General features: G+C 55.2%; 23 protein-coding genes, 1 tRNA gene and 2 pseudogenes. 11 read left to right on the forward strand and 15 right to left on the reverse strand.

Annotated features, from left to right (window positions below; genetic code table 11):
- Positions 1-4 precede the first annotated feature (4 nt).
- Complete coding sequence (locus A7317_RS17740) at positions 5-592, reverse strand: TetR/AcrR family transcriptional regulator (RefSeq protein WP_024076104.1); 588 nt, start codon at positions 590-592, stop codon at positions 5-7.
- A 189-nt stretch (positions 593-781) separates the two neighbouring features.
- Here A7317_RS17740 and A7317_RS17745 point away from each other — a divergent pair, with 189 nt between their 5' ends.
- From A7317_RS17745 to A7317_RS17755, 3 genes are all read left to right on the forward strand, one after another.
- Positions 782-1570, forward strand: coding sequence for an SDR family NAD(P)-dependent oxidoreductase (locus A7317_RS17745; RefSeq protein ID WP_069076489.1), 789 nt, complete (start codon positions 782-784; stop codon positions 1568-1570).
- 117 nt (positions 1571-1687) lie between these two features.
- Positions 1688-2686, forward strand: coding sequence for an NADP-dependent oxidoreductase (locus tag A7317_RS17750; protein ID WP_069076490.1), 999 nt, complete (start codon positions 1688-1690; stop codon positions 2684-2686).
- Between the two features lie 175 nt (positions 2687-2861).
- Positions 2862-3674 carry an oxidoreductase gene (locus A7317_RS17755; protein ID WP_069076491.1) on the forward strand — a complete coding sequence of 271 codons (813 nt, stop codon included), beginning with the start codon at positions 2862-2864 and terminating at the stop codon, positions 3672-3674.
- A 97-nt stretch (positions 3675-3771) separates the two neighbouring features.
- Here the strand turns inward: A7317_RS17755 and A7317_RS17760 are convergent, their stop codons facing one another.
- The 4 genes from A7317_RS17760 to A7317_RS31650 form a co-directional block, all read right to left on the reverse strand.
- Positions 3772-4233 carry an anti-virulence regulator CigR family protein gene (locus tag A7317_RS17760; RefSeq protein WP_024076108.1) on the reverse strand — a complete coding sequence of 154 codons (462 nt, stop codon included), beginning with the start codon at positions 4231-4233 and terminating at the stop codon, positions 3772-3774.
- Between the two features lie 485 nt (positions 4234-4718).
- A complete protein-coding gene (locus A7317_RS17765; RefSeq protein ID WP_069076492.1) occupies positions 4719-6344 on the reverse strand; it encodes a methyl-accepting chemotaxis protein in 1626 nt (541 codons plus the stop codon).
- Between the two features lie 579 nt (positions 6345-6923).
- Complete coding sequence (locus A7317_RS31645; protein ID WP_346764926.1) at positions 6924-7256, reverse strand: glycoside hydrolase family protein; 333 nt, start codon at positions 7254-7256, stop codon at positions 6924-6926.
- A gap of 37 nt (positions 7257-7293) precedes the next feature.
- A complete protein-coding gene (locus tag A7317_RS31650; protein ID WP_411736774.1) occupies positions 7294-7509 on the reverse strand; it encodes a hypothetical protein in 216 nt (71 codons plus the stop codon).
- A 749-nt stretch (positions 7510-8258) separates the two neighbouring features.
- On the opposite strand from A7317_RS31650, the gene A7317_RS17775 reads away from it, so the two are divergent.
- A complete protein-coding gene (locus A7317_RS17775; RefSeq protein ID WP_216639847.1) occupies positions 8259-8459 on the forward strand; it encodes a hypothetical protein in 201 nt (66 codons plus the stop codon).
- A 220-nt stretch (positions 8460-8679) separates the two neighbouring features.
- On the opposite strand, the gene A7317_RS17780 is transcribed toward A7317_RS17775, so the two are convergent.
- Positions 8680-8880 (reverse strand): hypothetical protein, encoded by a 201-nt coding sequence (locus A7317_RS17780; RefSeq protein WP_069076493.1) that lies wholly within the window; start codon positions 8878-8880, stop codon positions 8680-8682.
- A gap of 77 nt (positions 8881-8957) precedes the next feature.
- Between A7317_RS17780 and A7317_RS30700 the strand changes: the two genes are divergently transcribed.
- Both A7317_RS30700 and A7317_RS17785 read left to right on the forward strand, forming a co-directional pair.
- A complete protein-coding gene (locus A7317_RS30700; RefSeq protein WP_155766473.1) occupies positions 8958-9104 on the forward strand; it encodes a hypothetical protein in 147 nt (48 codons plus the stop codon).
- Between the two features lie 60 nt (positions 9105-9164).
- A pseudogene (locus A7317_RS17785) lies at positions 9165-9413 on the forward strand (hypothetical protein); the annotation flags it as partial.
- A gap of 161 nt (positions 9414-9574) precedes the next feature.
- Here the strand turns inward: A7317_RS17785 and A7317_RS31655 are convergent.
- Complete coding sequence (locus A7317_RS31655) at positions 9575-10012, reverse strand: methyl-accepting chemotaxis protein (protein WP_370694643.1); 438 nt, start codon at positions 10010-10012, stop codon at positions 9575-9577.
- Between the two features lie 105 nt (positions 10013-10117).
- Positions 10118-10888, reverse strand: a pseudogene (locus A7317_RS31660) (PAS domain-containing protein); the annotation flags it as partial.
- A gap of 271 nt (positions 10889-11159) precedes the next feature.
- On the opposite strand from A7317_RS31660, the gene A7317_RS30130 reads away from it, so the two are divergent.
- The 4 genes from A7317_RS30130 (at position 11160) to A7317_RS17805 (ending at position 14257) form a co-directional block, all read left to right on the forward strand.
- Positions 11160-11627 (forward strand): thiol-disulfide oxidoreductase DCC family protein, encoded by a 468-nt coding sequence (locus A7317_RS30130; RefSeq protein ID WP_081329434.1) that lies wholly within the window; start codon positions 11160-11162, stop codon positions 11625-11627.
- Positions 11620-13158: a cryptochrome/photolyase family protein gene (locus tag A7317_RS17795; protein WP_024076114.1), complete on the forward strand. Its 1539-nt coding sequence runs from the start codon at positions 11620-11622 to the stop codon at positions 13156-13158. Before A7317_RS30130 ends, A7317_RS17795 begins: the two co-directional genes overlap by 8 nt.
- Positions 13155-13295, forward strand: a complete 141-nt coding sequence (locus A7317_RS30135; RefSeq protein ID WP_081329435.1) for a DUF2256 domain-containing protein — start codon at positions 13155-13157, stop codon at positions 13293-13295. The genes A7317_RS17795 and A7317_RS30135 overlap by 4 nt, the downstream gene beginning before the upstream one ends.
- A 626-nt stretch (positions 13296-13921) precedes the next feature.
- The gene (locus A7317_RS17805; RefSeq protein ID WP_069076494.1) at positions 13922-14257 is read left to right on the forward strand and encodes a hypothetical protein; all 336 of its coding nucleotides are present in this window, start codon (positions 13922-13924) and stop codon (positions 14255-14257) included.
- Positions 14258-14354: 97 nt separating this feature from the next.
- Here the strand turns inward: A7317_RS17805 and A7317_RS30140 are convergent, their stop codons facing one another.
- From A7317_RS30140 to A7317_RS17815, 3 genes are all read right to left on the reverse strand, one after another.
- Positions 14355-15014 (reverse strand): hypothetical protein, encoded by a 660-nt coding sequence (locus tag A7317_RS30140; protein ID WP_081329436.1) that lies wholly within the window; start codon positions 15012-15014, stop codon positions 14355-14357.
- Positions 15015-15137: 123 nt separating this feature from the next.
- Positions 15138-16763: an ATP-dependent nuclease gene (locus A7317_RS17810; protein WP_237141771.1), complete on the reverse strand. Its 1626-nt coding sequence runs from the start codon at positions 16761-16763 to the stop codon at positions 15138-15140.
- Positions 16764-16867: 104 nt separating this feature from the next.
- Positions 16868-16958 (reverse strand) — tRNA-Ser (locus A7317_RS17815).
- Positions 16959-17110: 152 nt separating this feature from the next.
- Here A7317_RS17815 and A7317_RS17820 point away from each other — a divergent pair.
- A complete protein-coding gene (locus A7317_RS17820) occupies positions 17111-17782 on the forward strand; it encodes a Bax inhibitor-1/YccA family protein (protein ID WP_010209655.1) in 672 nt (223 codons plus the stop codon).
- A gap of 74 nt (positions 17783-17856) precedes the next feature.
- On the opposite strand, the gene murB is transcribed toward A7317_RS17820, so the two are convergent.
- From murB to A7317_RS17840, 4 genes are read right to left on the reverse strand one after another with little or no spacing between them, the layout of a single operon-like run.
- The gene (gene murB, locus A7317_RS17825) at positions 17857-18876 is read right to left on the reverse strand and encodes a UDP-N-acetylmuramate dehydrogenase (RefSeq protein WP_069076495.1); all 1020 of its coding nucleotides are present in this window, start codon (positions 18874-18876) and stop codon (positions 17857-17859) included.
- Positions 18873-19337, reverse strand: a complete 465-nt coding sequence (locus tag A7317_RS17830; protein ID WP_024076128.1) for a low molecular weight protein-tyrosine-phosphatase — start codon at positions 19335-19337, stop codon at positions 18873-18875. The genes murB and A7317_RS17830 overlap by 4 nt, the downstream gene beginning before the upstream one ends.
- On the reverse strand, positions 19337-20101 hold the full coding sequence (kdsB, locus tag A7317_RS17835) for a 3-deoxy-manno-octulosonate cytidylyltransferase (RefSeq protein ID WP_024076129.1): 765 nt from the start codon (positions 20099-20101) through the stop codon (positions 19337-19339). Before kdsB ends, A7317_RS17830 begins: the two co-directional genes overlap by 1 nt.
- Positions 20098-20283: a Trm112 family protein gene (locus tag A7317_RS17840; protein WP_003174668.1), complete on the reverse strand. Its 186-nt coding sequence runs from the start codon at positions 20281-20283 to the stop codon at positions 20098-20100. The genes kdsB and A7317_RS17840 overlap by 4 nt, the downstream gene beginning before the upstream one ends.
- Positions 20284-20292 lie beyond the last annotated feature (9 nt).

The raw sequence follows: 20292 nt of genomic DNA on the forward strand, positions 1-20292 counted from the left end.
CCACTTACAGGCTGTTTTTCTCACTCAATGGCAATGATGCAATGATCTCAGCGCGGCACGTTTCCAGTATTTCATCGGCGAGAGACGAATCATCCGGACACGCCCGTGACAACATGACGGCACCGATGGCATGTGCCAGCAAGTTGATCATTTTTGCCCGAACGTCTTGCCCCATCGTATCCAGCCCCTTCAGGTACTTTTCCTCAAGTGCTGCCAGCGTGCTCTCTAATCCGTCCGCAAAGGTCGCCTTCAGCTCATTTGACTGACGAGCAGCGTCACCACATAGCGCTGCCATCGTACAACCCACTCCCCTGCCGTCCCTGTGATCCCTCGACACGTAAAGATTTACAAACCCGGGAAGGTCAAGATCGCAGGTACTCGTGAGAGATTTTGCAAGACTGTTTTCTGCGGCTTCAGCCATCAAATCGGCCTTAGAGCCAAAGTGCTTGTAAAAGCCGCCCTGAGTAAAACCGGCAGTCGCCATGAGTTCTGCCACACCCACACCATCATAGCCACGCTCACGAAACAGCTCTGACGCCGTCTCCACTATATGGGCTCGATTGGCGAGCGATTGCGTCTTGGTGATCTTCATTTCGCGCCCCTGGGACTCCTGAACAATGGCCTGACTATACTCTGATGTCGATCGCAATCAAAACCGTTGACAGCATTGATTATGATCGACATCATAAAAACACCGCCGCATGTCTCTGGGGCTGCGCGCAGGGCTGAACAGCCCTGAAAACTGCATCGCTTATCCACGTCCACTCAAGAGCATTCATTTATGAGCATCCCTGAAACCGTACTGATTACCGGCGCCTCGACAGGCATTGGCGCAACCTACGCCGAGCGTTTTGCCCAACGTGGCCACAACCTGGTACTGGTTGCCCGCGACAAAAGCCGGTTAGACGCACTGTCCTCCCGGCTGCGCGAGCAACACGGTGTTTCCATTGACGTGATCCAGGCTGACCTGACTCAAACCAATGATCTGATCACCGTCGAAGCTCGCCTACGTGATGACGCCCGTATCGGCATCCTTGTGAATAATGCCGGAGCCGCGCAATCGGGCAGCTTCATCGAGCAATCCACCGACAGCATTGCCAACCTGGTCGCGCTCAACACCACCGCATTGGTACGCCTCGCCAGCGCCATCGCCCCACGCCTGGCACACGCCGGTAATGGTGCGATTATCAATATTGGCTCGGTCGTGGGGCTGGCGCCGGAATTCGGGATGAGCGTCTACGGTGCGACCAAGGCGTTTGTCCTGTTTCTATCGCAAGGGTTGAGCCTTGAACTCTCGCCCAAAGGCGTCTACGTGCAAGCTGTACTCCCCGCGGCCACCCGTACGGAAATCTGGGAACGTGCAGGTATCGATATCAATACCCTGAGCGAAGTCATGAACGTGAGCGACCTGGTCGATGCTGCGCTGGTGGGTTTTGATCGTCGCGAGCCGGTGACCATTCCGCCGTTACAAGACGCCGCGCGTTGGGATGCTCTGCAGTCTGCCCGCCAAGGTTTGCTTTCAGAGATTCGCCAATCGGTAGTCGCCGAGCGCTATCAAGCCCAGGCGTGATTGTCACGCTGCAAGTGCTGATACGCATACGTTGAGGTAAAGGCGCTTGTTGCAAAGGTTCTAACATTACGTTGGGGTGCGCATGCTGTCAGCCCATTGAAGCCAGAGAACTGAAGCATGAAAGCCTTCCTGATCGACCGCTACGGCGAGAACCATGGACATATTGGCGAGGTACCGGTACCTGAACCAGGCATCTACGACGTGCTGGTCAAAGTACATGCCAGTAGCGTCAATATGCTGGATTCGAAGATTGCCAAAGGCGAATTCAAGCTGATCCTGCCGTATTCATTCCCTTTGATCCTGGGTAATGACCTAGCCGGCGTCGTGGTTCGCGTGGGGTCGGGCGTGCAGCACTTCAAGCCGGGTGACGAAGTCTATGCACGCCCACCCGAATCGCGCATTGGCACCTTTGCCGAGATGATTGCGGTGGAGGAAAGTGCCCTTGCGCTGAAACCCAACAATATCACCCTGCAAGAAGCGGCTTCTCTTCCCTTGGTTGCACTGACCGCCTGGCAGGTGCTGGTTGAAACAGCCCGGTTGAAGAAGGGGCAAAAAGTCTTTATCCACGCAGGTTCCGGTGGAGTCGGCACAGTGGCCATCCAGCTTGCAAAACATCTGGGGGCCTTTGTTGCGACGACGACCAGTACAAGTAACGTGGCTTGGGTTAAGGCGTTGGGAGCAGACGTCGTCATCGACTACACGCAGCAAAAATTCGAAAACGTCTTGCGCGACTACGATGTCGTATTGAACAGCCTCGGCCCGGTCGAGCTGGAAAAATCACTCAGTATTCTCAAGCCTGGCGGCCAGCTTATTTCTATCTCTGGGCCACCGACGGCGGAGTTCGCAAAAGAACAGAAGCTGTTCTGGGGGCTGGGTTGGGTAATGCGCCTGTTGAGCAGCGGCATACGCAGAAAAGCCCGCAAACAGAACGTCAGTTATGCGTTCGTGTTCATGCGTGCGAGCGGCGCTCAGTTGAAGAAAATCACTGCGCTTGTCGAGTCTGGCGTTATCACACCTGTCATCGACCGGAGCTTCCCTTTCGAGTCAACGGCTGAGGCCTTGAGTTATGTGGAACGGGGCAGAGCCAAAGGTAAGGTGATCATTAAGCTCATATGACTACAACGAGTACTCGATAACTGAAGCTCAGGGCAAGGGCTCATGTCTTTTGCCGTCAGACGTGTGCGAGCAACACCGCCAACAGTAGTCTGGCGCCCATTAATGCTGGAGCAATAACGTTGAACTCACACCTTGCTATAACCGAAAGCAACTCACGGACACACTGGAGCCCCCAATGAAAACCTCTTCCGAAAGAACCGCGATAGTGACCGGTGCATCATCCGGGATTGGCCAAGCGACTGCCGAGGCTCTGCTGCGTGCTGGGTATAGGGTATTTGGCACGAGTCGCAAGGCTGGTGCCAGTCCAACGCAGGTGTCCATGCTCACCTGCGATGTGACAGACGACAACTCTGTCAGTGCTCTCGTCTCCACCGTGCTCGCCCAGACCGGGCGGATCGATCTGTTGGTCAATAATGCCGGCATTGGCCTGCTGGGCGGCGCCGAAGAGTTCTCGATCCCACAGGTGCAGGCATTGTTTGATGTCAATCTGTTCGGCGTAATCCGTATGACCAACGCGGTATTGCCTTCGATGCGACAACGTGGCCAAGGGCGCATCATCAATATCGGATCTATTTTGGGATTAATACCCGCGCCCTACTCCGCTCATTATTCGGCGGTCAAGCACGCTCTAGAGGGCTATTCGGAATCCCTTGATCACGAGGTTCGAGCCTTCGATATTCGCGTCTCGGTCATCGAGCCGGCATTCGTGCGTACCGTTTTCGATCAAAACAGCATTGAACCGGACGCGCCGTTGAAAGAGTACGATCAGGCTCGATCAGGGTTCCGGGCACTGCTCGGCGAGGTGATGCCAAAAGCCGATCTTCCTGAAGTCGTGGCAGCGGTCATAGTCAAAGCGGCGACCGATTTCCAGCCTCAGCATCGCTACACGGCCGGCAAGACAGCGCGACAAATCAGTCTGCTGCGCCGCTTTGCCCCCGCAGGACTCTTCGACAAAGCCCTGCGTAAGCAATTCCGCCTGCCGGTTTGAGCAACACGCCCTGGTGTCCGCGACTATCGGGTTAACACTCAGGGTTGAGGGCAAGCATTACTGCGCAGGGCGACAAGATCATCGAACCGCTATCGCCTTAATCGAATGCTCCGTTGAGCACCTCGTAAATTATGCCGGAGGCAATTGCCACCAGTATCAAATCGGTGCCCGCTTGTTGCCACTCGTAGCCGTCGTAATGGGGCAACCTGCCCAGCAACCGGCCATCCAGCTTCTTGGCGATGCCTGGAGGAAGAGGTTTTCCCCTAGCCAGGTTCTTTTGTATTCCGGGCGGCAGTGACGGACCTGGGCGCCAATAGTCACGATAGCCACCAACCACACCCAATACACCGCCCCGGTCAATGCTAGGCCCGCGCGCCCAATCATCCCCGCTCGAACCTTTCCCCTTGTTACCCTGGTTGCCATGGCCTTGACCACCTTGGGAGTTGCCTTTTCCATTGCCTTGGCCCTTCCCATTACCAGGGTCGGCCACAGCCGCCACAGAGCCAACAGCCAAAGCAAGGCAGGTAACAGCGGCTACAAGCGAGCGAGATTTAAACATGACCGTTTTCTCCAAAAGGGATTACCCCTTGAAAGGTAGACGGTATTGTCGGTTTTAGTTTCGCCCTCTCCCGACTCGCTGCATCCGGTGGTCAGGGCGGCGCCTATCTGGGGTAAGACGCGTGCCCCTCCGTCGGCTGGCTCGGCATATACCGGTCCGGGCATCGGCGGGCATGCCCTCTTCTGCCACTACCAGCAAGGCCCGACCGAGTAACCGAGACGGTTTACCGACGTGGCGCGCAGATCGTAAAGCCATCCGGCTAACCGTAACTCGCCACGAGTTGCGGCAACTGCCTGAAATGATGCGGAAACGATCATATTTTCAGAGGGCGGCGGTACCAGCCCCCAGAAACGCAATAGCCCCGCAGTGCGGGGCTTTCATTTGAATCTTGGCGGGAAACCAGGGATTCGAACACTCGCAAACGTAATCACCTCCGATGAGGGTGCGACTGATATGGCAAGTACAGGCCAGGACAACGACGCATGTCATACCTTGAAGCGCGCCACCAGATGATTGAGTTCAATAGCCAGGTTGGCCATCTCACTGCAGGCGCTGGCGGTCTGATTGGCACCTGCCGAGCTCTGTATCGACAGTTCTCGGATGCTGGTCAGGTTCTGGTCTGCCTCGCGGGCCACCTGAGCCTGCTCTTCGGAGGCGGTGGCGATCAGCAGGTTGCGATCATTGATCTGGGCTATGGCCTCAGCGATTTGCTTGAGCGACAGGTCGGCATTCTGCGCCACAGAGATTGAGCTGCTGGCCATCTGGGCACTGACGTTCATGGCGCCCACTGCCTGGGTCGAGTCCGCCTGAATCGCGCTGATCATCTGTTCGATTTCCTGGGTCGACTGCTGGGTGCGGTGGGCCAGGGCACGCACTTCATCAGCCACCACCGCAAAGCCGCGACCTTGCTCGCCCGCGCGGGCAGCTTCAATAGCAGCGTTAAGCGCCAGCAAGTTGGTCTGCTCGGCAATCGCGCGAATCACTTCGACCACCTTACTGATGTCCTGAGCTTTGCCTGACAAGGCTTTGACCTGGTCACCCGTGCTGGCCACGTTGCTGGCCAGACTTTCGATGGCTTTGAGGGTCTGCGCCACATTCTCGATACCCGAGCGCGTGAATTCCATGGACTCGCGGGAAGATTGGGCGGCGGCGTCGGCATTACGTGCCACCTCGTCCACCGCAGCGCTCATTTCGGTCACTGCCGTCGCGGCCTGATTGACCTCATCGTTCTGTCGCACCAACCCGCGACTGGCCTCTTCGGTTACAGCAGTCATTTCTTCAGACGCTGACGCCAATTGGGTGGAGGAATCGGCGATACGAGCGATGGTTTCCCGCAGGTTGCCCTGCATCTTCGCCAAAGCGGCCAGCAGGCGACCGGCTTCATCACGGCCAATGATCACGACCTCCTTGGACAGGTCGCTGCCGGCGATGCGCTCGGCCACGGCCAACGCATCGCTAATGGGCGTCGTAATGCTGCGGGTCAGCATTGCAGCCAGCACCACGGTAAGTATGACGGTCGCCACCAGCAAGCCAATCACCAGCGTCACACCATTGCTGTACGTCGCGGCAGCATCCAGACCTGAACGCTTGGCGCCCTCATCGTTGAAGTCCGCAAGCTTGTTCAGGTTGTCTTGCAGGGTATTGGTCATCGGACTGATGCGGGTGTTGATCAGGGCAACAGCTGCGGCGTCATCACCACTTCGCAACAAAGGCTCCAGCTCATCCAACAGCTTGAAATACTGCTGCACATCGCCTTCGACTGCCCGGTAGAGCTCATTCTCTGCCGGCCCGGTAACCAGGGGCTCGTAATGGCTGATGGTGTCCTTCAGCGTACTGCGGTAGCCGCTCAACGAAGCGATGCGGGTTTGGCGCTGTTGTTCGTCAGTGGTCACGGTGATACGGATACTTTCCAGACGCAGACGCAAGACGCCCACCTGCATCTTGCCAATCTCACGGATGCTCGCCATCCAATTAGTTTCGACATCTTGCTCCGACTCTCGAAGCTTGCCCATTTGCATCACGGCGACAATGCCCAGAGCAAAAACCACTAGGACAATGAGTGAGAAGAAGGCGGCAGACCTTGGAGCCAGATTCATATTCCTGACGTTCATTTTTATCTCTCTGAGGAAGGTCGGTACAACATGGACGCTACTTCGGCAGCCAACATCCGTAAAAGTCGAACAATGCCGCCAACGCACCTGCCGGCTCGATTTCTCGTGACTTCGGAACCTGAAATTCACAAGCGGAATCAGTCAGCTCGAAGAATTGATGTCATATAAAGATCGTTGTAGTTCAGTTGGCTGGCACTCCTCACGCGAAACCGGGCAAAAGCTGCAGAATGGATGGAGTCTGTTTGCTCACTGCCTGTCTCCCGCTCATAACCTGTCGCCTCTGGTGGACAGGTTATGAGCCCCTGGCCAAATAGTGGCTTATTGACACCAATGCAACCATCAGATCATCCCTATTCAAATGTAGGAATACTGGAAAAGCGGTTAGGGAAATCCCTACTCCAATGCGCGGGTCACAAAGTGTCGAAGGTCAGTTTTTGCTAGCGATCAACCAAAACTGATCTGGCCTATCTGACCAGGCAGAAACTCAAAACTCTGATGCGAACAGAAGCCGGAGAAAACAGCCTCGGGAAATTGGTTAGGGAGATAACAGAAAGGGACGTGCGCCCCCACTCCAAATACTTACTGATCAACAAGCACGGGAAACGGATGACGAAGGGTATGTTGCGTTTGCGCTGGGACACTTTCCGTAATGCCGTCATGACAGTGCTCCCCCGCCAAGCGGTACTGCTGGATCAGATCATCAAGCCGGTATTCACACAGGCCATACCCTGCACCAGGCAGGCTTACCCAAATATTCCGGCACTTTTCGATTGCGGTTCCGACCCGGCCTGCATGCACGTCCGGTAGCGCGCGGCATTCGCGGATGTGCTGCAAAGCCAGCAGGTCCTGGCTGATCGGGCTGAAGTCCGACAGAGCCAGCAGCGTTCGGCAATACGGCCAATCTTTGAGCATCTGCTGATACCGGCCCGAGGCATTAGATGTTAGCCCCTTACTGTTGATGACCTTCGAGCGTCGTCCATTTGCGAAGAGGGTGATCACTGAAATCCGTGAAGATCTCAGGCTTCCTGTCGATGCCCGTCACGATGACGTCGTAGCCATCCAGGGCGGTGGCCGGCGATGTGCTGGTCCCTTCGGACCAAGTGAGCATATCGAGGAAGGCCAACGCGTCACGACTGCCCGCTTGGATAGCTGAAATTCGTGCCATTGTCTTTTCTCCAGGCGAAAAAAACCCGCATATAAGGCGGGATCAAGGGTAAAAACCAACTCAGTTGGATAAGGTTGGCAAGATGCTGTATTCAAACGAATTTGGCCAAAGACCCCGTCGCGACAAGAAGTTCCGCTCCGTTATTAATTGACAGCCTTTGCGTTGGGGCACATCGCTATCATCTGCGCCAAATTAACCCTACAAGGAACGCGTCAATGGTGTTGAGACCCACCAAAACTACCAATCACCACGGATGGGTTTGGGTCTACAAAAAGATAAGAAGCTTCGGCTTCTCTCGATTTACAGCATTTTACCGGACGTCCCTCTATGTCCTTCGAGGAGACACGGGGTCATTTAAATACAAGCATGGTTGGTCAAAATTTCGTTTCCGCCGTTGATCAATTCCGATCAAGCTATGCTGGTTTACTGTCAGCCTGCTCGATTACGGAAACATCGATGGGGCCGTAAAGGTATCACCAACAAACCGGCCACCTGCAGCGAAAGCGGCAGTCCCCCCCTGCAAGAATGCCAACACCCAAGGTATGCACAAAACCTTCTGAGTTGGTGGCGATGATGGCGGCGCCAGCGATCACCCCGGCGCCGCCCACTATCCATATGTTTTTGCTCGGCGACTTCAGTTCCATTGCAGCGATGCTCCCTGTTAAGAATGCGCTGAGTTTATCGCCGCGACCTTCAATAAGAATCTTTCTCGCTGCATCCGGAGGCCGGCGCCTAACTGGAGATAATCCATGGACGACCAGTTCTACCTGCAAGACAGCCACAGTCACGCCTACGTCGGCGACGGCTTATCGTTCTGGGGCTTTGGTGGCTCTGGGTACGTCACCGACCTGGCAAAGGCCCAGGTGTTTACGCGGGACGGCGCTTGCGATCACCGCGACACCGACATCCCGTGGCCCAAGGCCTACGTGGATGCCAGAGCGCGAGAGTAGGTGTTGACTGCCAGTATGTGACGCTGAGCGAAGCGCTGGACCAATACCCCGACGCAGCTGAGTTTTACATCTAGAAGCCGCTTGCGGTCGGTTCATAAGCGACGCGCAGCGCTACCGGGAAGACCGCCGCAACTGCGGAACAAGCAACACGCCTTAATCCAGCTCCATGCCGGTCCCCCGTAATACCCCTATCGCCGAACAGCACCAGACGGCGAGGCTATCAGCGCTTATCGCGAGCTTCGGGATTCCTTGCATTGCAGATAAACACGATCCCAGGAGCAATAAAGATACTCCAATAGCCATTTATGCTTGGATACAAAAGCGGCCCGAATACCCCAGTGACAAGCAAAGCGAGCCCTGCCCATAACCGCTTACGCGGCGTGAACCACTCGCGGAACGCTTCAAGCTTTTTACCGGCCATTACCCACGTCCTTGTTTGATAAGCAGCAAAGCATATCACCCACTTCAACGAATCACGCCAACCGGCGAGGATCCCCTATGTCCGCACAGCAGAAGCCCCCCTTCGATTTCAAAACCCAATACGGACTCGGCTTCAACCCTCAGGACAATGAGATCGTTGTCGACTTCTTCTTGGTGGAGACGGTGGCGCCGGGACAAGGCAAACAACGTGCGTGGCGCCCTTGAGACCATCGGCGAGAACGCCGGCCACATCAAGCAAGGTCTAGCCCAACTCAGAAAGCTTCCATGATTCAGCCACTATTTGATTTTGATCTCAAACGCGCCTCACGCGAGCACTACATAACAGATAAAGCTGCGATCAATTTTCCACACGTGGGGAGTACAGCTGGCGGCTGGCATTTTCTATCGTACTTCGGCCGCAAGACCGAGGTGTCGATGGTGTCGCTGGCAGGTATTCACTACCCAAACACCACCGGTTTTTTTGGTGACTCGGGCGTCATTGACGTAACTGAACAACTAGCCAAGCGTGGTTGGTTTGCCGGATGTGACTATGACTGGTAACGAAGGCCAAAGCTCAACGACAACCCTAACAAGCCCGAACCGTCGATCTCGCCAAGCATGTGTTGTTCCCCCTCACTTTGCACACACTCGACAACTCCTTAGGGGCGAACTCCAACGCAGTACGATTGAGCGTGCTAAGCCACCTGAGTCGCAAACTTACCAACCGCTTCAACAACTTTCTTGGCTCCGTCCTGAATTTCAACAATAACTTGCCCTGCCTGCGTGGCTAGCTCAAGACCTTGCTCAGCTTGGGACTTACTGTTCGCCATCTCCGCTATAGTTTGATCCACCAGCTTCTGATTTTCCAAAACAACTGATGCGATTTCCTCAGTCGCCGTGCTGGTGCGCCCGGCCAATTGTCGAACCTCATCCGCGACGACTGCAAAACCTCGGCCTTGCTCACCTGCGCGTGCAGCCTCAATCGCAGCATTCAATGCCAAAAGGTTCGTTTGCTGAGCAATACTACTGATGGTCTGAATGATCGAACTGATTAACAGCGACTGCTTTCCAAGCGCTTCGACGCCACCCGAGGCAGCCTGCATATCCCCAGCGACTTTGCGCATGGTGTGCATAGTGTCGTTAACCACTATCGCACCACGTTGAGCAGTAACGTCAGTCTGCTGGGAGATTTCAAATGCCGTTTGTGCAGCATCACTGACTTGGTGTTCACGGGCAACCTGTTCGGTAATAACCGTTGCAAACTTAACTACCTTGCGCAGTGTTCCTTCGGTGTCGTAGACCGGGTTATAGCTCGCCTCCAGCCATACCGTCTGACCCCGACTATCAACACGTTGGAATCGGCCAGCGACAAACTCACCCTTGTTCAACGTCAACCAAAAATCCCTGTATTGCTGGGAAGAAGCCTCCTCTGGCCGACAGAAAATACGATGATGACTTCCTTGCGCTTGTCCCAGGCTGTAACCCATCGCTTTTAAAAACTGCTCATTCGCCGTGATTACATGCCCGGATAGATCGAACTCAATGACCGCCGTCGAGCGCAGTAGCGCGTCAATGAACGATGCGTTTTCCGATGCCTTTTCCACTCTGGACGTAATGTTCGTCGCATAGCCTGCGATATGACTCAACCGGCCAGTCGCATCAGCTACGGGTTGCCAATGAGCATGAATCCACACTAATGAGCCGTCAGCATGCAGGTACCTGTATTCATCAGATATCGACTTACCGGCGGCGACAGCCGCCCGAAAATTGTGAAAACAGGGAAGTTTGGAAACGTACTGCGGAACAATGTCGGCCATGGCACGACCTATAAGCTGATTCTGGGTGTACCCCAAAGCCTGTGCAAAATTGTCGTTGCAGGTGGTAATTGCAAAATTAGTATCGATACTCAGCGTCAGCATTTCACGGTGTAGGCCATCACGCAGTTGGCGCAACTCCGACAACTCAGCTGTTTGAGCCTCAAGCTGATTCTTGATTTTTTTATTGAACATGGAAAACGACCTGTTGGGTGTTAAAAGGTTTATCGGCGTGATCAGCAACACGTTTAGCTATCAGACGAACGAAAAGCAGTGAGACGACGAACGTCACAATCAGGTCGGCAAGCTGCCGTGGCCACACGTCTCAGCTCCAGCCCCAGAAACAAAACTGAAATCCCGGATCAGGCACCGCTTGGAACCTGATTTCGCCTCGAAGATTAGGCCCGGTTGTCATCGAAGTTTTTTGAGCATATCTTGTCTAAAAACTTATACAAGGTATCAGAAGTTGTACAAGAATGAGCGGTGGCCACTGACGCTTTATTTCGACGGCGAGTGCCCTCTTTGCGCCCGGGAGATCAAGATCCTAAATGTGCGAGCAGCACCGGATCGTCTCCTGTTTGTGGACATCAGCGATCCTACCTTCGAAGCAAAATCTCTTGGGTTCACGCTCGTTGAAATGCAGTCGATACTGCACGCCAGGTTGGGCGATGGAACCTGGGTCACTGGCTTAGACGCGACGCTTTGGAGCTGGCGAGCAGCGGGCCTTGGTATCTGGGCGGAGCCGTTATCATGGCGTTCGACTAGGCCACTTCTAAACCTTGGCTATCGCCTATTTTGTCGCTTGCGTCCGCATCTAGCATGGCTGCCCCATCCTGATGGCAGCGTTCGGTGTCGCGATGAGGGCTGCGTAGTGCCTGATACCAAACGCGCCACTGGCAGCAAGACGTCGCCTGCAAGAGGTAATGATGAATAAAGCTAGCAGCCTTCGCCTGATCCTAGGTGATCAGCTGTCGTTCGATCTCGCCTCACTACAGGCCGTTGATATCGAATGCGATACCGTGCTCATGGTCGAGGTGATGGAAGAAGCCAGCCATGTTCCTCATCATCCGCAAAAGATCACCCTTATCTTCAGCGCTATGCGCCACTTCGCCGAGGCGTTGCAGCAACGGGGAGTCAAGGTGCAGTACGTAAAGCTCGATGACCCAGAAAATACTGGATCGGTGCCTCGCGAGTTAGAGCGGTGGCGCGCACTTTTGCGACCGGATGAAATCCACATCACCGAGTGCGGCGACTGGCGCTTGGAGCAATCGATAAAGGACTGTGGTTTAGCGATAAAATGGCATTCGGATTCTCGCTTTCTCTGCTCCCGTGCCGAGTTCTTTACCTGGGCGAATGGCAAAAAGCAGCTGCGCATGGAGTTCTTCTATCGCGAGATGCGCCGCAAGAGCCGGCTATTACTCAATGGGGACGGTAGCCCGGTCGGAGGTGCATGGAACTTTGATGCAGAAAACAGAAAGGCTTTACCCAAGGGCGTAAGGCCTCCATCACCCGCACGTTTTACTCCTGACGCAATTACCCGAGATGTTCTTGCGTTAGTTGCCAAAAATTTCGCAAGCCACTACGGCACGCTCGACACATTCGACTACCCGGTAACCCATGCCGAAGCTCAGGCCCTCTGGGATTACTTCCTCGACTGGGGCCTGGCAGCCTTCGGCGACTACCAAGACGCGATGGCCTGTAACGAGCCGTTCCTGTTTCATGCCCGAATAAGCGCCGCGCTGAATATTGGACTGCTGGATCTTCGTCAGCTGTGCAGCGATGTTGAATCGGCGTACCTGTCGGGCAGCATTGCGCTGAACGCTGCCGAAGGTTTTATTCGACAACTGATCGGCTGGCGGGAGTATGTCCGAGGCGTCTACTGGCTGAAGATGCCTGACTATGCCGACGGCAACGCATTCGGTAATTCGCGGTCGCTCCCAGAGTTCTACTGGACGGGCGACACGCAGATGAATTGCATGCGCCAAGCCATCAACCAGAGCCTTGAGCATGCCTACGCTCACCACATTCAACGTCTCATGGTGACTGGCAATTTCGCCCTGCTGGCAGGTATCGCACCGAGTCAGATATGTGAGTGGTATCTGGCGATCTACATGGACGCTTTCGATTGGGTGGAGCTGCCCAATACACTCGGCATGGTTATGCACGCAGACGGCGGATATCTAGGCTCGAAACCCTACTGCGCGAGCGGGCAGTACATCAAGCGTATGTCTGATTATTGCCGTGGCTGCGCATACAAAGTAAGCGAAAGCACGACAGGCGATGCCTGCCCGTTCAACTCGCTCTATTGGCACTTCCTGATGCGCCACGGCGACCGCCTTCGCGGCAACCAGCGAATGGCCATGATTTATAAAAACCTCGACCACATGGATGAATCCAAACAGCAGGCGTTATGGCGACGCGGCGAGTTGTTACTCGCAAAACTGGATGAAGGTCAGTCGTTTTGAAAAAGAGTGAGCTCCCAGTCAAAACCTGCATGACGTGTGGCCTACCATTTACTTGGAGAAAGAAATGGGCGCGCTGCTGGGAGGAGGTGCTCTACTGCTCGGAGCGTTGCCGGCGCAACAAAGCAACGACGCGGTGAAAAGAAATAGAGGGCATTCGACAGACCCTTTGGTGCACCTGATAAGGCTATCTGTTATGAATGAAGAAAGATCGAGCAGCTGCATCCATCAGATGCTCAGAGCATATGCCTTGAAGAAAAGTCAGACATGGCTCCATGTCATAGCGTCCAAAATTGACTCAATCGTTTTTCAAGCCGAACCTGAAGGAGGACGCGAAAATTATCAGCATCATGGCTCGAAAGAACGCGCTCCATTTCCAGCCTCCACAGAAGCGCATGAGCGACACCGTCCACTGGCGGCGCTTCGGTCGAAGTATTTCCGACAAACTGGAAGTTGGAATCTCGACACAATGGATCGCAGGGAGCAAGCCGGTAAGCTTTGCATTGGAGGACTTCCAAAACGCATTGGAACAGTTCACTCAGTTGTCGAAGACGAAGCCAGACAACCATTGCGATGACCCCTTAAGCCCTCAATAGCCTAGCTTACGTTGCATCATTTTTATCGCTATCAGGCCCACTACCACGTTGAAATGTTGTGACCATGTAGCACGAATTCACAGTGGCCGTACATGCTCCCAGAGGACACGCTTGAGCCGCCATCCTAGTAGAATTCGTCGAGCTGATTACTGCCCACTTTGAGATGTTCTATGAGCTCTGAATTAACTGAAGAAGAAATGCGTCGTGCCCTATTCGGTACGCCTCAGCCCGAAGAGCAGATATCTGCTCCTCTAGTAAATGAGCCTGTGGAAGAAATTGTGCTCGCAAAACCCGTTGTCGCTCCAGCAGCCAAGAAGAAGCTGGCGAAAGCATTTACGCCCAGGCTGCGGGTCACGCTACGGGTTGGAAACGAGTTCGAGGGAAAAATGACCGAGTTGATTCACGAGTCTGATACGTTGAGCTCGTTGCTCGCCGAACAAGATGCTGTGAAGGCTGCCAAGAAGAAATACAAATACGTGGAAGTGCTATCCGTTAAATCGATGTAGAAAATCCAATTGTGCCCATGAGTTGAAAGGTCGCGCGTCTAGGACGTCCTCTTATTTTGAACGAGCAAGCCCCTCTCGGCCCTGCTCTCTGCCTGCATCAACTCGGCGGAGTTGTCGACGAACAGCCCGTCACTTGGGGGTAAGTCTGGCAAACCAGCATAATTTTGTTTTTGGGTTCAAAGCCATGATCAATCATGCAACGCTGCACTTCTGCAGTGCGCCCGATGCTTGCGACGTCCAGATTCGACCCAAGTGGCTTCGCATAGCCGCACGCATACATCACCGGCAGGGCTTCGCTGTCATTAGCTACCTTGAATGAAAAATGGCGTGACGCTCCCGCTCTACGCCATGAGACCTGCATACGTTCATCCCGGCCTGAATTAGGCTTGATTGGGTGAAATGCTTCGTCTTCGACAAACGGTAACGCTTCGAGCTGGGACAAGCTGAGCGGCCTCCCCTGCCTTTCTTCAACACAGGCCGGCATATTCTTCATTATGTCGCAGTATTCAAAGCCGTCTTTTCGAGTAAAACCGCGACGCTGCATGCACTGAAAGTGGATTATTTGTTCGTTTATTGGGAAATGGTTTTGTGGCCCTGCCACAGGGTCGCCACATTCTGCCATTGCGGCTTTAACGCCCTCTACAGAGGTAGAAGCGCGTTTCCATTGGGTGAAAGACGCCGGTGGCGGACACCCGGTGAGTAAAAGTACCGATGAGATCAGGACTGGGATGGTCATTATCTGAGATTTGCTGAACATATTTTGCCCTTAATTTATGCCAGGCTACGCCAATGGCGCCCAAGTCTTTTGGGGGTATCAACTGAGATCACATCTCACCGAATTGAACGACACCAGGCAGAAGCTTTGCTGCGAGACGCGAGGTTAGATAGCTCGCATCCAATCTAGGGTGCTACGGAAAACGGGAAACTCTTGGTCAATGACCTCCGGCTGCCAGTTCCGGATATTGTCTTCTTGAGCAATGATAGCTGCCTCTCCCTTCTCCTCGATATTCAATGCGTCCTCAATGCAGCCCATTGGCCAGACCCAGGTTGCAAAGCCCTTCATTGCCTCGTGCGCAGCATTCGCAAGCGCATGGCCGTCAGCATTTTTCGCAAAGGCAGCCCAACAGTCAGACGCTGAGCCGGTTTTTGAATTCTGAGGCAATCCGTTTCCACCGATCAGAAACCCTTCAGTTTGGCCGACCACTAGGAGCACAGACCTGACTTTGTCCATCTCTTCGCATTCCTTCGGTAGCCAAGGCCCTCTGGCATGAGTGAATGCAAAATCTAAATCTGCAATCACGCCGCATTTGATACCCATTGCTGTGAGGACAGAAAAACCTTTGGGAATCGAAGTACAACTACCGAGAGCAACAAAACAGATCCGTTCGAGCTCAGGCCTGACTCCGTAGAGCTTTTCGTAGATTAGTGGTAGCAGCCTCTGATCAGTCTTGCCCTCGCAGAGAATTACCTTTTCAGCAAAATATATCTCAGCGATATTTCCGAGCTCAAAAAGGGTTCGGGATTGTGCTTGTGCCTCTGCCATAGCTTGCGCAACCGCCGCGCCCATCGGAATGCGAACCTCGGAACCATTCTCCCGAGATCTGCGCACTATAACCGTCTCAGGCGCGTTATCCCTGCTTACCATCAAGGGCGAATGGGTTGTGAACACGACTTGGTAGCCGGATTTCGAAAGCACATGCAGTGCTTCCCTAAGGCCTCTGACGCCTTGAGGGTGGAGGAAAATCTCAGGTTCATCGATCAGTAGGAGGCGACGGGCAAGGTCTTGATCGCGTGTTTTACGGATGTCGGCCAGAAGCCGGATCAAGGCCATTTGTATCGCACGCTGCGCACCGCTACCTAAAGTGTCGAAACGCCTGGTTTGACCGGATATCTCGTCGGTCACGTTTAGATCACCGCTCTTGAAAAACTCTTTAACGTCGATTGACGGTACGTCTAGGTTTAACGATAACCCAGGGAAGAAGCTTGAGAGGGCATTAGTGGCGCTGGTATCGAACTCAGCCAGCAGAGGGGATCTGTTCTCACCATCAGCCCCCAATATATTCCTGACCGCTGCGAGTGCATCCTGTACTTCTTGGTGGGCAGTGAGGATGGGAGCCATGATTTCATCCAGCAACCCACGAATTGTGCTGCCAGCTTTGCCTTTGCCTAAGTCTTCCTGGACATCATCCATTGCGCGGATATGCAACGCTTCGGGTAACAATGCCGAAATGGCTTGAGGCAGCCCTGTCGGATAGGAACGCCAAGAAGAAGGGAGACCTTGCTCATCTAGATCAGCATTTTCCCAGACTTCAGTGGTCGGCTTTGTCGAGCCTGAAGCCGAAATCCTTATCCAAAGGTCACCGTTGATGCAATAGGGGGTAATCGCCGCTTGATGTTTGGCTTCAGGGATTTGTGCAATCAGCTGAGCTGTAATCCCTGACACGCAGGCGCTGATGATGATTGGCTGCTTTAGGGTCACTGGAATTGTTGCACTCTTAGAGACCACCTCATTTTATCCAGGGAGTGGCACGCCCTACCCCATCTCTCGTCCGAAAAAACACAAAAAAAGGGCCTAGATTTTCATCTAAGCCCTTGATTTTGTTGAGTTCGTGGCGGGAAACCAGGGATTCGAACCCTGGAGACGCTATTAACGTCCGCCGGTTTTCAAGACCGGTGCATTCAACCACTCTGCCAATTTCCCTTGCGCGTCACAGGATTATAGTAGCCCATCCCGTCTCAGCGGGCGCCATAATACCCGAATGAAACACACTGTCAAACTCTCGCCATCGCTTGTTACAGAGCGTCTGTTATGATCTTTGCGACTGAACGTTTCAAAACTGAAGGAGTGTCGCCATGCGCGAACAGAATTACGCAGTGAATGGTAACGCGCAGGCTGAGCAGCTTGAAGTCAGCCGCGTCTTGCGCAACACGTACGGCTTGCTCGCCCTTACCCTCGCATTCAGCGGCGTAATGGCGTTCGTGGCCCAACAGATGCGTGTTGGCTATCCGAATATCTTTGTCGTGTTGATCGGTTTCTATGGCCTGTTCTTCCTGACCAACAAGCTGCGTGACTCGGCCTGGGGCCTGGTGTCGGCCTTTGCGTTGACCGGTTTCATGGGCTTTATCCTCGGCCCGATCCTTAACCGTTACCTGGGCATGGCCGGCGGTGCGGAAGTGGTCAGCTCGGCGTTTGCCATGACCGCCCTGGTATTTGGTGGTCTGTCGGCCTACGTGCTGATTACCCGCAAGGACATGAGCTTCCTGGGTGGTTTCATCACCGCTGGCTTCTTCGTGTTGCTGGCCGCGGTGGTCGCGGGCATGTTCTTCCAGATCAGTGGCCTGCAACTGGCAATCAGCGCAGGGTTCGTGCTGTTCTCGTCGGTGTGCATCCTGTTCCAGACCAGCGCCATCATCCACGGCGGTGAACGCAACTACATCATGGCGACCATCAGCCTGTATGTGTCGATCTACAACCTGTTTATCAGCCTGTTGCAGATCTTCGGCATCATGAGCCGCGACGACTGATTCATCCCGCAATAAAAAATGCCCCGTATCGAAAGATGCGGGGCATTTTTGTTTCCAGCGCTTGGCGTGGATGCTCAGTACTGGTTCGGCTCCATTTCCAGCTCGACGTTAAAGCGTTCGGCGATATCGCGCTGGATACGCAGCGCCAGGTTCGCTATATCGTGCCCTGTGGCGCCGCCATAGTTGACCAGCACCAACGCCTGCATTTTATGTACACCTGCGTCGCCATCCCGAAAGCCCTTCCAGCCAGCCTTATCGATCAGCCAACCGGCGGCGAGCTTCATCTGCCCGTCCGCCTGGGGGTAGGCCACCAGGTCCGGGTAAAGGCCCCGTAGCTCTTCGGCCAGCGCCTGGGAAACCAATGGGTTCTTGAAGAAACTACCCGCATTGCCCAGCTCCGCCGGATCCGGCAGTTTTTCCCGACGAATGCTGCAAATCGCCCGACTGACATCGCTCGGGGTTGCCTCGGTGATCCCCTGCCCGGCCAGGCGCTGCTGCACTGGACCGTAGTCTAGTTTCAGATGGCTGGCGCGGCTGAGGGCAAAACGCACCCGTAGAATCAGCCAGCGCCCGGTCTCATGCTTGAACAGGCTGTCGCGGTAGGCGAACTGGCATTCTTGCAGGCTGAAATCCCGCAGCTCGCCGGTCTGGCGATCCAGGGCCGTGAGGCCGGCAAACACATCCTTGATCTCCACGCCGTAGGCGCCGATGTTCTGCATCGGTGCCGCACCGACGGTGCCGGGGATCAGGCTGAGGTTTTCCAGGCCGCAAAAGCCGTGTTCGAGGGTCCACAGCACAAACGGGTGCCAGGCTTCGCCCGCTTCGGCCTCAACCACCACGTGCAGGCCATCATCGTGCAGCACGCGAATGCCCTGGGTTGCCATGCGCAATACCAAGGCCGGGATGTCCTGGGTCAGCAGCAAATTGCTGCCCCCGCCGATCACCAGCAGCGGTAACGCATGCACAGCAGCGCAGGCCAGCGCTTCACGGACATCGTCGTCGCTATGGGCCTCGGCGAACAATTGGGCGCGCACATCGATGCCAAAGCTGTTGAATGGCTTGAGCGACACCTGCGTAAGCACGTGCAAGGTCATAACCGCCCCTTCAATTCGATCACCAATAAGTCACAGGCTCGCTCGATCAGGTCCAGGACCCGTTCAAAGCCTTGTTCACCTTCGTAATAAGGGTCTGGCACCTCGTCCACCTCGGCGTCGTAGCGACGCAGGAACAAGTCCAGCTCCGCCTTGCCCTGCACTGGCTGCAGCGCTTTGAGGTTGCGCAGGTTGCTGTGGTCCATGGCCAGGATCAGGTCGTAACGCGCAAAGTCGGCACGAGAGACCTGCTGGGCGCGCTGGGCCGACAGGTCATAACCGCGCAGCAGCGCTGCACGCTGACTGCGCTGGTCCGGCGGGTTGCCGACATGCCACTCACCGGTCCCCGCAGATGCCACGTCGACCTGGTCGGCCAACCCGGCTTCGCGCAACTTATGGCGCAGTACGCCTTCTGCGGTGGGCGAGCGGCAGATATTGCCCAGGCAGACAAACAGGACCTCCATCAGGCCCCCAGCAGGCGACGGACGCGCTCGAGGTCTTCCTGGGTGTCAACGCCCGCAGGAGGAGCTTCCAGGGCATCGCCTACGTGGATGCGCACGCCATGCCACAAGGCACGCAATTGCTCCAGGGATTCAGTATTTTCCAACCAGCAGGGGCCCCAACTGACGAAGTCATGCAGGAAGCCGGCGCGGTAGGCGTAGATACCGATATGGCGGCGATACGGGACGCCCTCCGGCAACACGTCGCGACTCTGGGCGAACGCGTCCCGCGCCCATGGCAAGGTCGAACGGCTGAATGTCAGGGCCAGACCGTTGATATCGCTCACCACCTTGACCACGTTCGGGTTGAACAGCGTGTCAATGTCCTCGATCGGCTCGGCCAGGGTCGCCATGCGCGCTTCGCCATGGGCCGCCAGATTGGCGGCCACCTGGTCAATCACGCGCGGTGGAATCAACGGCTCGTCGCCTTGCACGTTGACCACGATCGCATCGGGCGCCAGGCCAAGCTTGGTGGCCACTTCGGCCAGGCGGTCGGTACCGGAATTATGGTCTTCGCGGGTCAGCACCGCTTCGGCACCAAACCCTTTGCAGGCTTCGATGATCCGCGGGTCATCGGTCGCCACCACGACTCGCTCGGCGCTGCTCTTGCAGGCCTGTTCCCACACCAGTTGGATCATCGGCTTGTCGCCGATCAGTTGCAGCGGCTTGCCCGGCAAGCGCGTCGAGGCATATCGCGAGGGAATGACAACGGTAAAGGCGGTGGTCATTTATCCAGGCGCTCATCGGTAGTCAGGGTGCGAGCTTCGCTTTCCAGCATGACCGGAATGCCATCACGGATGGGATAAGCCAGGCCAGCGCCCTTGCTGATCAGCTCGGTTTTGTCGGCGCTGAGCTTGAGCGGGCCTTTGCAGATCGGGCAAGCGAGGATATCGAGCAGTTTGGTGTCCATGAGTGTTTC

Source organism: Pseudomonas fluorescens, from assembly GCF_001708445.1.
GTDB lineage: Bacteria > Pseudomonadota > Gammaproteobacteria > Pseudomonadales > Pseudomonadaceae > Aquipseudomonas > Aquipseudomonas gorinensis.